The organism is Bacillus cereus group sp. BfR-BA-01522 (genome assembly GCF_022662635.1).
Lineage (GTDB): Bacteria > Bacillota > Bacilli > Bacillales > Bacillaceae_G > Bacillus_A > Bacillus_A cytotoxicus.
This window is the reverse complement of the sequence record NZ_JAKUDY010000016.1, coordinates 1-15,596: the sequence shown is the minus strand read 5'-3', so window position 1 is coordinate 15,596 and position 15,596 is coordinate 1. Positions and strand designations below refer to the sequence as shown.

Here is a 15,596-nt window from a genome sequence, read left to right as displayed (position 1 = left end):
GCTATATCTCCATATGCCGCACTTCACGGCCCATATTATCTCCTCTTTTAGGAGTCTTTCTTCATTATAGCATATTTTAATGAGGAATCATGTCCCTATAACTTTCATACGTAAAAAGCTAGGAAGAACGACCTCCCTAGCTTTCCATTATTCTTCCTCTGCGTCAACAATAAAATTGGGATCTAATTCTTCAAATTCGTCATCGCTAATCTCAAATTCACTATCATCTTCTTGACATCCATTTGGATTTATACTTACACAAACTTTCGTCTCTCCGACTACTTCTGTAACAAATTCACGTTCTACCGTTACAACAATTTTGTTACCATTTGGCGAAATGATTGCTTCTAAACAATTTGGATGTTGAATGACACGAGCAATAATTTCGGAATCTTCCCCAGAAAAGTTTTTATCCCGATATCCAACATTTACTTCATCTGTATAATTGATTCGTTCTGTTACGACTTCTGTCTTCGTATTTTCAGCAAATGAGTACCATGTATTCACATCATAATACCCTTCAATTTCTACGATTTTCCCATTTTTTCTCGCTTCATATGTGTGATTTATTACCCAACATCCGAGAATACTTGTCGGTTCATGATTTGATTCACATGTATGAGTCGATTTTGTATACTTACGTCCTTTTCCAACTACTGCCTTTGTAATAATCTCTCTGAATTCGGACATTCGGAACCCTCCTCAATCGCTATTCATTTAATCATATGCGGGACAATCGCGGAATGTGTCATTCTTTTTTTGAATCTACTACTATAACTTGGGCTAGTCTTATTCGTTATCTTCTTATTAACTTCATTACATCCAACTTTCTGCAAATAAAAAGAGATGCCACTCGGGCATCTCTTTTAACAACCGCAATTTCCTTTTTTACTTTCTATTTCTGCACCGGTTTCACCTTTCAGTACATCACCGCCAGTTGAAATTAAAATTTCATCTGTTACTTTATTAGAAATTGTACTCGCTACAAGCTGTAGTAAATCATTTACATATGTTTGTGAAGATTTGAATTCCTGTACAACAGGGATACCATCTAACCGATCGTGAAGAGCATCAATCTCTGCTTCTACTTTTTTCAAAGCTTCCCATTTTCCATAATGTTGCAAGTTTACAGCTTGTTTTTGCAATGCTTTTATTTCATCAATTATACGTTTTACATTTTCATTTTTATGAATTTGCGCTTCTGCGCGCTTGAAGAAATCTACTTCTTCTGTTTCAGAAATCATTTTTGCTAACTCTTTCGCTTGCTCAACAATTTCATCCTTTGTATAGACTTTCATTATTTCACCTCAATCGGCTCCTCAACTAATTCCCCGTTTAGAGACCAAGTTTTCGCTTCAGTAATTTTTACTTTTACAAGCTGACCGATTACAGATTTTGGTGCAACGAAGTTTACAAGTTTATTCGTACGCGTGTAGCCTGCAAGTACGTCTGGATTATTTTTACTTTCTCCATCAACTAATACTTCAACAATTTGTCCTTCATATTTCTTATTTTTCTTCGCAGAGAATTCATTTACAAGTTCATTCAAACGCTGTAGACGTTCTTTTTTCACTTCCATTGGTATATTGTCTTTCATTTTCGCAGCTGGCGTACCTTCACGTGGAGAGTAAATAAATGTGAACGCACTATCAAATTCTACTTCACGATATAAAGATAATGTTTCTTCAAATTGTTCGTCTGTTTCATTTGGGAAACCAACGATAATATCCGTTGTTAATACTACATTAGGAATTGTCTTTTTAATTTTACGTACAAGTTCTAAGTACTGCTCACGTGTATATTTACGCGCCATAATCTTCAACATATCCGTGCTACCAGATTGTACTGGTAAGTGAATATGCTCTACTAAGTTACCACCTTTTCCAAGCACTTCAATTAAGTGATCGTCAAAGTCACGTGGATGACTTGTTGTAAAACGAATACGTGCAATATCAATCTTACGAAGTTCATCCATTAAATCGCCAAGACCATATTCTAGATCATCAAAGTCTTTTCCGTATGCATTTACGTTTTGGCCAAGCAATGTAATTTCTTTATAGCCATTTGCTGCTAAATGGCGAACTTCTTTAATAATATCTTCTGGGCGACGGCTTCGCTCTTTCCCGCGTGTATACGGTACGATACAATATGTACAGAATTTATCACATCCATACATAATGTTTACCCAAGCTTTAATATCACCGCGACGTACTTTTGGAAGATTTTCGATTACGTCTCCTTCTTTAGACCAAACTTCAACAACTGTCGCTTTAGAGAACATTGCATCTTTCAAAATATACGGTAATCGATGAATATTATGCGTACCAAATACCATATCTACATGTTGATGCTTTTGCATAATTTTGTTTACAACAGATTCTTCTTGCGACATACAACCACATACACCAATTAACAGATCTGGATTCTTTTGTTTCAATGGTTTTAAGTGACCTAGTTCTCCGAACACCTTATTCTCAGCGTTCTCACGAATCGCACAAGTATTTAATAAAATGACATCTGCATCTTCTGTTGTAAATGTCGGTTCATATCCAAGCGTTGTAAAAATACCAGCCATTACTTCTGTATCATGCTCGTTCATTTGACATCCATACGTACGGATATAAAACTTTCTTCCTTTCCCAAAATTACGAAATTCTTCTGGAAGACCAAAATCACGCTCGATTTTCACTTGTTCTTTCCCACGTTTTTTCGCATCTTTTAATGAAGGTGGCTGATAAACATGTTCAAAGTACTTACTATAATCTTTTTCTTCCTTCTTCGTAGAAGCATTTGCTTGTTGACTTGCTAATCGTTGTTGCTCGTTCATGGGTAATCTCCTTTCAACCTTAAAACTCTACACACTTGTAGCCTATTCTAGATTCATCTCAAGGACTAGGATATATAGTAAATAGCTCCCCCTTTGAAACTTGAACTATCTATATCACTAACCTATAACGATGGAATCTTTATTCCTATCAATAGACTTCCATTTTTGTTGTTTTCACCTTGTCCTAAAAAGCAGCTTACTTTATTTCTATACACACTACCATAGTATAATGTGTTTAGCCAAATTTAACAACAAAGAGGCTGCACTCCGAAAGCAGATTATATCATGAGCGAATGTGATTTTTTATACAACGATTTTGTAATTATTTTATCATTCAGAACTTTCTAAGTAAACTTCTTTTAAAATAAAGCAAAAGAAGCTACCAATCGGTAGCCTCTCTTTTATCACATAAATTCAGCAACAAGCTCATCAAACATTTTTTGATCCATTTGCAAATCAGCTTGTACTAATGGTTGTTCACTATACCCATTTACAAGATCTTGATAAGAAGGTTGTTCTGTATTTTGATAAATAAGTCCCGTTACTAAACCTTTGTTTTCCATCAATGTTTGCATTGCTAGCATGCGATTTGATGGATCATATCCTTCTACAGTACTTAGTTTTGTTAAATTTTCTTTAAACCAATCATACGTATTTACTTTATTATACGTTACACATGGACTAAATACATTAATTAAAGAAAAACCTTTATGCTTAATACCAGCTTCAATGAGCTGTGTTAATTCTTTTAAATCGCTTGAAAAGCTTTGTGCCAGAAAAGTTGCACCAGCTGTTAATGCCATTTCCATAACAGATAATGCCGGCTCGATTGAACCTTGTGGTGTACTTTTCGTTTTAAAGCCTACCTCACTACGTGGTGAAGTTTGCCCTTTTGTTAATCCATAAATTTGGTTATCCATGACAATATACGTAATGTCAATATTACGACGAATAGAATGGATTGTATGCCCCATTCCAATCGCAAAACCATCACCATCACCACCAGATGCGATAACAGTTAAATCACGGTTTGCCATTTTCACTCCTTGCGCAATTGGAAGCGCACGCCCATGAATACTGTGGACACCATAGGAATTAATATAACCGGAAATACGACCGGAACAACCAATACCAGAGATTACGGCTAATTCATCTGGATTTAAGCCAACGTTTGCTGCCGCACGTTGAATCGCAGCTTGCACCGAGAAGTCTCCGCAACCTGGGCACCAGTTTGGTTTGACACTGTTACGAAAATCCTTAAATGTTGCCATTTAATACAACCCCTTTTTTGCATTCGTTGTAAATTTCTTTTGGTAAGAATGGATTCCCATCATACTTTAATAGACTAGAAATCTTCTCACCATTGCCAAGGTTCATTTTCATAATGTTAGCAAGCTGAGCAGTTGCATTATTTTCTACCACTACAACACGTTTTGCATCTTTCACTAATGGAAGCATTTCATCTGTTGGGAACGGATGAATTAAACGAACATGAGCATGGTTTACTTTTAGCCCTTCTTGTTCTAAACGCTCCATCGCTTCTTCAATTGCACCGCGAGTTGAGTTAAAACCAACTAATAGCACATCTGCATCATCGTGCTTAACATTTTTATAAACAGGGGTCTTGAACTTCAAGTTATTCATTTTACGAAGACGTTTGTCCATTTGTTCCTTACGATTTAAAGCTGATTCAGATGGCTTACCCGTTTCATCATGTTCTACACCTGTTACATGGTGAACACCATTTTTCATACCTGGCAGAACACGTGGCGAAATACCGTCTTCTGTTACTTCGTAACGTTTGAAATACGCTTTATTTTCACGCTCTGGTAACTCAGCTTGTAAATCAAGCTTACCGCGGCGGATTTCTACTTTCTCTAATTTCAGTGGTTCCACCGTTTGTTTTCCTAAAGAAAGTTGTAAATCTGTTAAGAAAATAACTGGCACTTGATATTCCTCAGCTAGGTTAAATGCTTCTACAATATCATAAAACGCTTCTTCTGCCGTGCTTGGCGCCATTACAATTTTTGGGATTTCTCCATGTGTTCCATAAATCATTGCCATTAAGTCTGATTGTTCTTGTTTTGTTGGTAACCCTGTACTTGGACCACCGCGCTGTGTATCTACAATAACAAGAGGTGTTTCTGTAATACCTGCTAAACCAATTGCTTCCATCATAAGAGATAGACCTGGCCCCGCAGATGCAGTTAGCGTACGTACACCCGCATAGTTCGCACCAATCGCCATCGTACAAGCAGCTATCTCATCCTCAGTTTGAATAACCGTTCCTCCTACTTTTGGAAGCTTTTTAATTAAGTATTCCATAATTTCAGAAGCAGGGGTAATTGGATAGGCAGACATAAAGCGGGCACCACCAGCTAATGCTCCAAATGCGATTGCATCATTACCAATCATAAACATACGCTTTTTCCCATCAGCTTTTTCAAGCTGCATCATGTTTACTTTTTCACCAAGCAATTCTTTCATATATTGAGAGCCGCGCTTAATTGCCTCCATGTTCTTTTGAACAACTTGCTCTCCTTTGCGGCCGAAGATTTCATCAACAACCTCTAAATAAACTGTTTCATCTAATCCCAATATCGCACTAGATGCTCCGACAGCAACCATGTTTTTCATCAATGATGTACCTAATTCTGAAGCAATATCTGTAAACGGTATCACATATAGATTTACATCTGCATTTTCAGGGATTGTTGGATTAAACTTCGCATCCGCAACAACGATTCCGCCTGGACGTAGCTCATGGAAATTAAAATCAATTGTTTCCTGGTCAAATGCAATTAAAATATCTAAGTCATCTGATATCGCGCGTACTTCCGTTGTACTTACACGAATTTTATTATTTGTATGACCGCCTTTAATTCGTGATGAGAAGTGGCGGTAACCGTATAGATAATATCCTAATCGGTTTAATGCAATACAGAAGATTTCTCCTGTACTTTCAATTCCTTCACCTTGTTGTCCTCCAACTTTCCATGAAAGTTGACTAATCATCTCCTACACCCCTTTTGGCTGCATTCATTGTAGTGTATTTTTTTACAGTATTAGTTTAGCACTTTTTATACAAATAAACTACAATGTACACAAATTATACCTCTTCTGACTTACCTGAATCTTTCGCATAATCTTAATTCGTCTACCATTCTAGCCCTACTATACAAAAAAATCAATCATTTATTTTCAGTTTACATAAATATTCACAATTATCAGAATAAAACACTTTTAATCCTTTAAAATGAAATACAATCAACAAAATTTTCATATAGGAACCTTTTTACATTTGTTTCACTATATCGTTTACAAAGTTCATTTATTACCTGTTCATAACTTCGATATGCTTCTATTCCTACGACCATGTTTGTAATACCATCAAAGTCTGAACCGAACCCGATATGTTTCTCTCCCCCAATCGAACATATATGTTCGATATGACGCAGTATATCGTCTATATATGCAGGCTGATGACTCACTAAAAATTCCGGAACAAAATTAATACCAATAACAGCGTTCTTTTGAATGAGCGCACGTATTTGTTCATCTTTTAAATTGCGTGGATGCTGACAAAATTTATAGCAATTCGAATGTGATGCAATCGGATACTCAGCGATTTCCATCACATCCCAAAATCCTTCTTCATTTAAATGAGAGACATCTGTCCACAAACGGAATGTATTAAGTTCTTGTACAACTCTTTTTCCAAACGAAGTCAATCCGGCTCTTCTTGTTTCTAATGCTCCATCAGCTAATAAATTAGCATAGTTCCATGTCAAACCGACAGAACGCACTCCTAAGCGATGAAATAAACGTAATTTCATCATATCTTTCCCGATCACTTCACATCCTTCTAATGTTAATATAGCTCCAATTTCATGTTTTAACAGCCGGTCTATATCCTCTTTTGTTTGTATAAACTTTATATATGGCATGGATAAAATTTCATTATAAAATAAATCTACCATTGTTAAGGCAACTTGAAAACGTTCTTCATATGGTACAGTTTCCGGCACATATATTGCAAAACATTGTATGCTTCCTTTTCTCTGTTGTAACTGTTCAAAAGTAATATGTAACTTCGGGTCATTTTGAAAACCCTTTTTGCCTTTTGCTTTCCACAATTGAAATAAAACATCACAGTGCGCGTCAAAAACTTTCAATTCGTGTCCCCCCTTTTTTCATAAAAACAACCTGTTTGCACACATGCAAACAGGTTGTTCAAACTTAACGAGGTTCTACAATTAATTTTATCGCTGTACGTTCTTCACCATCAATCATAATATCTGTAAAAGCTGGAATGCAAATTAAATCTAAGCCACTAGGTGCTACAAATCCTCTTGCAATTGCTACTGCCTTTACGGCTTGATTCAATGCACCCGCACCAATCGCTTGAATTTCTGCTGTTCCGCGTTCGCGAATCACCCCAGCAAGTGCACCGGCTACAGAGTTAGGGACCGAAGTTGCTTTAACTTTTAATATTTCCATTCCTCGTTTCCTCCTCGTTTCTTATAAAAGTATTAGCGATTATTTCACTTTAACTTATATTCACGAGGAATGAAGCGTATTCCTGCTAAATTCTTAATAATTTTTCTAAAAAATTAAAATATAATGTTTTTTCTAATTTTTTGATGATTATTCAAAAAACGGTTGATCATCATTAATTAATATACGCTCAATCTTTTTTGCCTTCCCTGTATTTGGATCGACATCAATTAATACCGCGCTTAGTTGTGTTCTGCCTTTTGTTACTTCAAAGCGAACAGGTAAGTTCGTTAAGAATTTTTTCAAGACTGCTTCGCGATCCATACCTAAAATGCCATCATACGGACCTGTCATACCAACATCCGTAATATACGCTGTTCCACTTGGCAAAATACGGTTATCAGCGGTTGGAACATGTGTATGTGTTCCTACTACGGCAGTTGCACGACCGTCTACGTACCAACCAAGCGCTTGTTTTTCACTCGTTGTTTCAGCATGGAAATCAATAAAGATAATATTGGTACGTTTTTTCGCAATTGCAATCAATTCATCTACTTTTCGGAATGGACAATCAATTGGTGGTAAAAACGTGCGCCCTTGTAAATTAATAATCGCTACTTCTGTTCCATTGCAGTTGACAAAAATCAAACCATTTCCAGGCGTTCCTTCTGGAAAGTTAGCTGGTCTCACTAAATATTTGGCTTTATCGATAAATTCAAATATCTCGCGATTATCCCAAGCATGATTTCCAAGTGTAACAGCTTGCGCACCACACTCTAGAAAATTCCGATATATTTTTTCTGTAATACCGCGACCACCCGCTGCGTTTTCTCCATTAATAATCGTTACTGTCGGTGTATACTTTTTCTTTAATGCTGGTACATATTGTTGAATCATACCTCTACCAGGAGAACCTACTACATCTCCTACAAATAATATTCTCATGTCTACTACCCTTTCTATGTACTACTTTTTATTCCCCTTTGTACTCGAACTATTTCGCTCACTTGACATGAGGCTTTACTCCATATGCCTCTATCAATCGAACCTTTATAGACAGTTCTTCCGATACATTGTAAGCGGTATCCCCTTACTACTGGAAGTTTTATTTTATCTTACCCAATTCCAAACCAAAAAAATAAAGTGGTATTTCACCACTTTATTTTGCATATTCCACTGCACGTGTTTCACGAATAACTGTTACTTTAATATGACCTGGATAATCTAGTTCATTTTCAATACGTTTTCGAATATCACGCGCTAAACGATGAGCTTCTAAATCATCGATTGTATCTGGTTTTACCAGAATACGAACTTCACGACCTGCTTGAATTGCAAAAGATTTCTCTACGCCTTCATAAGACTCAGAAATTTCCTCTAGCTTCTCAAGTCGACGAATGTAGTTTTCAAGTGTTTCACTACGAGCTCCTGGTCTTGCAGCTGATAATGCATCGGCCGCTGCGACTAAAACTGCAATGATAGAAGTTGGTTCTGTATCACCATGGTGAGAGGCGATACTGTTTATAACAACAGGGTGCTCTTTATATTTCGTTGCGAGTTCAACACCAATTTCAACGTGACTGCCTTCCACTTCATGATCGATTGCTTTACCGATATCATGAAGTAAACCAGCGCGTCTTGCTAGTTTTTCATCCTCGCCCAGTTCTGCTGCCATAAGTCCTGTTAAGTAAGCTACTTCCATAGAGTGCTTCAACACGTTTTGTCCATAACTTGTACGGTATTTCAAGCGACCCAAAATTTTAATTAAATCTGGGTGTAATCCGTGGATCCCAACTTCAAATGTTGTTTGTTCTCCTACTTCACGAATATATTCATCCACTTCACGTCTTGATTTTTCAACCATTTCTTCAATACGAGCTGGGTGAATACGTCCATCCTGTACGAGCTTATCAAGAGCGATACGAGCTGTTTCACGACGAATTGGGTCAAATCCTGATAAAATTACCGCCTCAGGTGTATCATCAATAATAAGGTCAATACCTGTTAAGGTTTCTAACGTACGAATATTACGACCTTCACGCCCAATAATACGTCCCTTCATTTCGTCATTTGGAAGATTTACAACCGAAACGGTTGTTTCAGCAACATGATCAGCTGCACATCTTTGCATAGCTAAAGATAAAATCTCTTTCGCTTTCTTATCAGCTTCTTCTTTCGCACGAACTTCACTCTCTTTTACCATCGCGGCAATTTCATGAGAAAGTTCGTTTTCCACTTTCCCTAAAATGATTGATTTCGCCTGTTCGCGTGTCAGATTGGAAATGCGCTCTAATTCCGTTTGTTGCTTTTGAACTAACTCTCCCACTTTGCTTTCCAACTCTTCAATTTGCTGTTGTCTCGCCACAAGAGATTCCTCTTTCTTTTCTAACATTTGCTCACGTTTATCGAGCGTTTCGTCTTTACGATCAAGGTTCTCTTCTTTTTGCATTAAACGATTTTCTTGTTTTTGTAATTCGCTTCTACGGTCACGAATTTCTAATTCAGCTTCTGTACGAAGTGTATGAATTTCATCCTTTGCTTCTAAAAGCGCTTCTTTCTTAAGTGCCTCTGCTTCGCGATTCGCATCGTCTAAAATACGTTTCGCTTCATTAGCTGCACCATTAATCTTCGCTTCAGCAATAGACTTTCGAACAAAAAAGCCAACAACTGCACCGACTGTTGCAAGCAAAATGGAGATGAGTATCCAAACTGTATTACTCATGATTTCACCTCCTCTTGCTATGAATGAAAAAAGACTGTCGGCATGTACATCGAATTGCAACGTACAGCAAAGACCGTCGTCCCACTTTTTTAAGGGACTTTCTTCATTTCACAATTAAAATGTCATATTATTATTTCGGCAAGATTGAAATCTTACTCCGAATATTACTTCTCTTCTTGAGAAGAGTGTATCGTATATAAGAAAAAATATACATTCTCATTGTATCTATCGCATTTTTCGTTGTCAAGCGTTGTCTACTTTTACTTTCTTTACCTTTAACATTCAAATGTTCCGTAAACAAAAAGAAAATGTAGCACTACCGTTATAAATAATCTATATATCTAATATATATAATAATGAAATACCACCTACTGAAAGCACTGCATATAAAATGAAACTTTAAACAGTGATGCTTTCTCCATCTTCCACTCATTATGTTGTATTTTACATGCAGCTCGAAAATACCGATTACATGTATAAAAAAAAGACACGAAATCGTGTCTTTTTAATCAAGAGTTGTGCTTTCTTCCATATTTTCAGGAGCAGAATCTTCACCAATTCCATGATGCTCACGAATAAAGAATGCAATTTCATCTCTTATATCTGGATTTTCTTTTAAGAATTGTTTTGCATTTTCGCGTCCTTGTCCTAAGCGCTCTTCATTATAGGCATACCAAGCACCGCTTTTCTGAACGATATCCAATTCAGAAGCCATATCTAAAATTTCGCCTTCTCTTGAAATACCTTCTCCGTACATAATATCCACTTCTGCCACGCGGAATGGCGGTGCTACTTTATTTTTCACTACTTTTACTTTCGTTTTATTACCAACGATTTCATTACCTTGCTTTAATTGTTCGGCACGGCGTACTTCAAGACGTATTGTTGAATAGAATTTCAATGCACGACCACCTGGAGTTGTCTCTGGGTTCCCGAACATAACTCCAACTTTTTCACGAATTTGGTTAATAAAGATTGCAATTGTTTTTGATTTATTAATTGCACCTGAAAGTTTACGAAGTGCTTGTGACATTAAACGTGCTTGTAAACCGACGTGAGAGTCACCCATTTCTCCTTCAATTTCCGCTTTTGGTACAAGGGCAGCTACAGAGTCGATTACGATAATATCAATTGCACCACTTCGTACTAATGCTTCTGCAATTTCTAACCCTTGTTCCCCTGTATCAGGCTGTGATAATAGTAATTCGTCGATGTTAACACCTAATTTCTGTGCATATACAGGATCCATCGCATGCTCCGCATCAATAAATGCTGCTTGCCCACCTTGACGTTGCACTTCTGCAATCGCATGTAAGGAAACTGTCGTTTTCCCTGAGCTTTCAGGTCCGTAAATTTCAATAATACGACCGCGTGGATAACCACCAACTCCCAATGCTACATCAAGTGATAACGAACCGCTCGGTACTGTTGAAACTTTGCGTTCAGCTTGCTCTCCCATTTTCATAATGGAACCTTTACCGAATTGCTTCTCTATTTGTTTTAACGCCATATCTAAAGCTGCTTGACGATCACTCATTCAAATTCCTCCTTAACTCAATTGCTAATCTTATTATACCTATTTTTATTTTAATTTGCCAACAAAAATCGAACATTTATTCGATTTTTTTATTTCCAATTTATAAAAACGCATTTTTACTATAAAAAAGCTAGAAGAAACTTACATCTCTTCTAGCTTTTTGTATAAATGATAAAATCCATATTTCACAGTACGTTCACGAATTTGCTGACGACTCCCACTTAAACAAAGCGGAAAAACTATTGTCGGTTCATCTTTGATTGCTAAACCGATAAATACAGTTCCAGGTTCTTTGTTTTCTGAAGCATCCGGTCCTGCGACCCCCGTAAAACTAATTCCAATATCCGATTGTAAAAGTAATTTTACATTTTCAGCAAGATAACGCGCACATTCTTCACTCACCGCACCTGCCGTTTGTAAAGTCTCTTCAGGAACTTGTAAAATATGCTGTTTTACATCATTGTGATAGCAAATTACGCCACCTTTAAAAACAGAAGACACACCAGCATTTTCCGTTACTTGATTGCCAAAAAGACCGCCTGTTAAACTTTCAGCACAGGCTAGAGTGAAACCTTTTTTCTTCAATAACTCAATTGCCTTATGGTGAAGGAAATCTTCATTGTAGCCGTAAAAAAATTCGCCTACTCTCTCTAAGATTAAATGTTCTACCTGCTGAATTAATAACTCCGCTTGCTCTACATTCTGATGTTTCGCGGTTAATCGCAACGTTACCTCTCCATCAGAAGCTAGCGGTGCAATTGTCGGATTCGTTTGGTTGTCAATTAAATCTTGTACTTTTACTTCTAACTGCGATTCACCAATACCGAAAAAACGAAGGACACGAGAATAAATATGTTCACCAGTTGTTACATTGCGCAAGAATGGATCTACATAGCTATTATACATTGGTTGCATTTCTTTCGGTGGACCTGGCAATAAAATATACACTTTTTCATTTTTATGTAATCCCATGCCTGGCGCCATACCGTGATTATTTGCAAATACAGTTGAACCCTTCAAAACGAGTGCTTGTTTCTTATTATTCTCTGTGAACTCACGACCCGTTCGATTAAAATATTCACGAATTGATGTTAGTGCCGCTTCATCATAAACAAGGTCTTCCTTAACAATCGATGCAATGGTTTCTTTCGTTAAATCATCTTTTGTTGGTCCGAGTCCGCCAGTAAAAATCAATATGTTTGCACGTTTTTCAGCTGTGCGAATAGCCTCTTGTAGCCGACGTGTATTATCACCTACTACAGTATGATAATACACATTTATTCCAATAGAAGCTAATTTTTCGGATAAAAACTTCGCATTTGTATTTGTAATTTGCCCCAATAATAATTCTGTTCCAACCGCAATAATTTCGGCATTCATTCCGATTCCCCCATAAACTGCTATTTTGAATTGACAAAAACAGCTCTATTTTTCCAAAAGTAATCATATCCAGAAATAACTGTAAAAATCAATGCAATCCATATAAAAATATCAGCAACTGGAATATGGATTAAGTTTAACGGCACATCATGTAATAAATAGGCTGAAATTGCAATAATTTGTGTCCACGTCTTGATTTTCCCTAACATATTAGCTGCAACAACTTCTCCAGTACCAGCTAATACAAGTCGTAAGCCTGTAACCGCAAATTCACGACTAATAATAACAATTACAATCCACGCTGGTACATATTGCATTTCAACTAATGTAATAAGCGCCGCTGAAACAAGCAATTTATCAGCTAATGGGTCCAGAAATTTCCCTAAATTTGTAACAAGATTATATTTTCTTGCTAAATGCCCATCAATCCAGTCAGTAGCTGATGCAATAATAAAAATAAGCGCCCCGATTAAATGTTGAATTGGTAAATCTACGTTTCCAATTGTATATGAACCCCAGTCAAAAGGCGCGATCATAATGACCAAAAAAATTGGAATTAAGCAGATTCGAGATATCGTAATTTTATTTGGTAAGTTCACAACTATTCCTCCATCATGTCACAAACATTTGTTCATTGAAAAAAGTCATCGAAGCGATGACTATTATTGTGCAGGTTGTTCTCCCCCTAAGTTTTTAATCACCATTCTTTGGTGCAATGCTTCCTCAGCATTTAAACCGTAATTCACAACTTTTCCATTTACTTTAACTTCTGTATTTAGTGCGTTACCGATATTTAATCGCACTTCTTTTTTCTCTGTTAAATTTTGTGGAACAGTTTGCCCTGCCTCTAATGTCCCTTTATAAATTTCATTACCATTTTCATCTTTAATATCTACGTAAGTCGTTCCTTTGGCAGATATTTCTAGTTGTAATTCCTTATTATTGATTTCATACGTAGATACTTTCTCTTTTGTGCCAACTAGCTTTATCTCATCTTGCCCTGTCGATGGTTGCTGCGCTTGTTGCTCAGCCTTCTTTTGCTCTTCTTTTTTTGTTTCATCCTGATTTGCTTTTTCTTGTTTCAGTTCTTCCCCTTTTTCATCTTTTTTCTCATCTAACGGAGAATCCTTTGCTTTTTGCACTTCAATTTGTTCACTTTTGTTTTGTGCTACTGCACCATCATCTTTTGCAGTTACCCATTGGAAAACAAACCAAATCACTACTCCTAACGCAATTACCAATAATGCAATTAAGATTTTCGGCATATGATCTGCAATGGGAAGCGATGTTGCCTTTTGTATTGTTTCCTGTGTTTTTTGACCGGTTGATACTTGTGGTACATCATGAGATTCAGATTGTGGTATTGTACTTTGATATTCTACAAGCAATTCCTCTCCGTTTAATCCAACAGCATCTGCATATTGTTTAATAAATGCACGTACATAAAAAGTTCCCGGTAATATACTGTAGTCGCCCTCTTCAATTGTTACTAAATAACGCTTTTGAATTTTTGTAATCTCATGTAGCTGATCAATAGACAAGCCTTTTGCCTCTCTTGCTTCCTTCAGCTTTTGTCCTAATTCCGTCACTGCTAACACCTCAATATTTCTTTAAAAGTCAAACATAGAGAAATTATTTTGCGTTCCCTGCTCAATTTCATCTACTAAGTTATATTGAATTTCTTCATCATAATCGTTACGCAATTCAATAATATAATCAAAATCATCAAGTGTGTATTCTGATTGACTCACAAATACATCTGGATGTTCTACAACTTTTGTTGCGGGCAACCTCATAATTTCACGTACAAGCTGCCAATGTCTTTCATTTGCGCGCTTTGTTGAAACAATTCCATCTAATATAAAAATATTATCGTCGCTATACTCATCTTCAATCAATTGACTACGTACCGTTTGTTTAATAAGGGTAGACGAAACAAACAACCAACGCTTATTCGCACAAACACTTGCCGCAACAATAGATTCCGTTTTCCCAACGCGAGGCATTCCTCTTATTCCGATAAGTTTATGGCCCTCTTTTTTCATTAGTTCTGCCATAAAATCAACAAGTAGCCCTAATTCATCCCGTACAAATCGAAATGTTTTCTTATCATCAGCATCTCGTTGTATGTACCTGCCGTGCCTTACCGCTAGCCTGTCCCTGAGTTTTGGCGGACGATATTTCGTTACCGTTATATTATCCATCGTATTTAAAATTGATTCAAGCCTCGAAATTTGCTCTTGATTATCACACATAAGCAAAAGACCGCGCCTTGCATTATCCACACCATTAATTGTGACGATATTAATACCAAGCATACCGATTAACGAAGAAACGTCACCAAGCAAGCCAGGTCGGTTTTTATGTATTTCATATTCAAAATACCATTCAATCATCCAAGACCACTCCCCCCTTGCTTACTTTACACCTACGTACTATATTATATGATTTCACCCTAATAGGGAAGTTAAAAGTACAATGAAATCAATGGATTTTCCACATAAAAAAAAGAGAGGAGAATCGAGGCCACTGAAAAAGTCCTCCCAGTTTAAAAAGCGAAAGCTTTCTCGATATAATCGAGGAAGCTTTCGCTTTTTTCATGTATAATGATTGTACTAATTCTAGGTGGTGTC

Annotated in this window: 14 protein-coding genes; all 14 read right to left on the bottom strand. The window is 36.8% G+C overall.

Translation table 11 applies throughout. The features are described from left to right. Window positions 1-147: 147 nt before the first annotated feature. On the bottom strand, window positions 148-690 hold the full coding sequence (gene cotE / locus MR059_RS18195) for an outer spore coat protein CotE (RefSeq protein WP_012094857.1): 543 nt from the start codon (window positions 688-690) through the stop codon (window positions 148-150). Window positions 691-866: 176 nt separating this feature from the next. Continuing rightward, window positions 867-1,298, bottom strand: coding sequence for a YlbF/YmcA family competence regulator (locus tag MR059_RS18190; RefSeq protein WP_012094858.1), 432 nt, complete (start codon window positions 1,296-1,298; stop codon window positions 867-869). Next, window positions 1,298-2,827 (bottom strand): tRNA (N6-isopentenyl adenosine(37)-C2)-methylthiotransferase MiaB, encoded by a 1,530-nt coding sequence (gene miaB, locus MR059_RS18185; RefSeq protein WP_012094859.1) that lies wholly within the window; start codon window positions 2,825-2,827, stop codon window positions 1,298-1,300. The genes MR059_RS18190 and miaB overlap by 1 nt, the downstream gene beginning before the upstream one ends. Before the next feature lie 404 nt (window positions 2,828-3,231). Next, window positions 3,232-4,098, bottom strand: a complete 867-nt coding sequence (locus MR059_RS18180; protein ID WP_012094860.1) for a 2-oxoacid:ferredoxin oxidoreductase subunit beta — start codon at window positions 4,096-4,098, stop codon at window positions 3,232-3,234. Continuing rightward, a complete protein-coding gene (locus MR059_RS18175) occupies window positions 4,085-5,842 on the bottom strand; it encodes a 2-oxoacid:acceptor oxidoreductase subunit alpha (RefSeq protein WP_242161926.1) in 1,758 nt (585 codons plus the stop codon). The genes MR059_RS18180 and MR059_RS18175 overlap by 14 nt, the downstream gene beginning before the upstream one ends. Window positions 5,843-6,078: 236 nt before the next feature. After that, window positions 6,079-7,002 carry a dipeptidase gene (locus MR059_RS18170; RefSeq protein ID WP_012094862.1) on the bottom strand — a complete coding sequence of 308 codons (924 nt, stop codon included), beginning with the start codon at window positions 7,000-7,002 and terminating at the stop codon, window positions 6,079-6,081. A gap of 64 nt (window positions 7,003-7,066) precedes the next feature. Beyond that, complete coding sequence (spoVS, locus tag MR059_RS18165) at window positions 7,067-7,327, bottom strand: stage V sporulation protein SpoVS (protein ID WP_000404341.1); 261 nt, start codon at window positions 7,325-7,327, stop codon at window positions 7,067-7,069. A gap of 147 nt (window positions 7,328-7,474) precedes the next feature. Then, window positions 7,475-8,269, bottom strand: coding sequence for a TIGR00282 family metallophosphoesterase (locus MR059_RS18160; protein WP_012094869.1), 795 nt, complete (start codon window positions 8,267-8,269; stop codon window positions 7,475-7,477). A 214-nt stretch (window positions 8,270-8,483) separates the two neighbouring features. After that, complete coding sequence (gene rny / locus MR059_RS18155; RefSeq protein ID WP_012094870.1) at window positions 8,484-10,046, bottom strand: ribonuclease Y; 1,563 nt, start codon at window positions 10,044-10,046, stop codon at window positions 8,484-8,486. A gap of 505 nt (window positions 10,047-10,551) precedes the next feature. Continuing rightward, the gene (gene recA, locus MR059_RS18150; RefSeq protein ID WP_012094871.1) at window positions 10,552-11,583 is read right to left on the bottom strand and encodes a recombinase RecA; all 1,032 of its coding nucleotides are present in this window, start codon (window positions 11,581-11,583) and stop codon (window positions 10,552-10,554) included. A gap of 141 nt (window positions 11,584-11,724) precedes the next feature. Beyond that, window positions 11,725-12,963 (bottom strand): competence/damage-inducible protein A, encoded by a 1,239-nt coding sequence (locus MR059_RS18145; RefSeq protein WP_012094872.1) that lies wholly within the window; start codon window positions 12,961-12,963, stop codon window positions 11,725-11,727. A 20-nt stretch (window positions 12,964-12,983) separates the two neighbouring features. Then, window positions 12,984-13,562: a CDP-diacylglycerol--glycerol-3-phosphate 3-phosphatidyltransferase gene (gene pgsA, locus MR059_RS18140; RefSeq protein WP_012094873.1), complete on the bottom strand. Its 579-nt coding sequence runs from the start codon at window positions 13,560-13,562 to the stop codon at window positions 12,984-12,986. Between the two features lie 63 nt (window positions 13,563-13,625). Next, window positions 13,626-14,552 (bottom strand): helix-turn-helix domain-containing protein, encoded by a 927-nt coding sequence (locus MR059_RS18135; protein WP_012094874.1) that lies wholly within the window; start codon window positions 14,550-14,552, stop codon window positions 13,626-13,628. Window positions 14,553-14,573: 21 nt separating this feature from the next. Beyond that, window positions 14,574-15,359, bottom strand: a complete 786-nt coding sequence (locus MR059_RS18130) for a DUF3388 domain-containing protein (protein ID WP_012094875.1) — start codon at window positions 15,357-15,359, stop codon at window positions 14,574-14,576. Window positions 15,360-15,596: the final 237 nt, after the last annotated feature.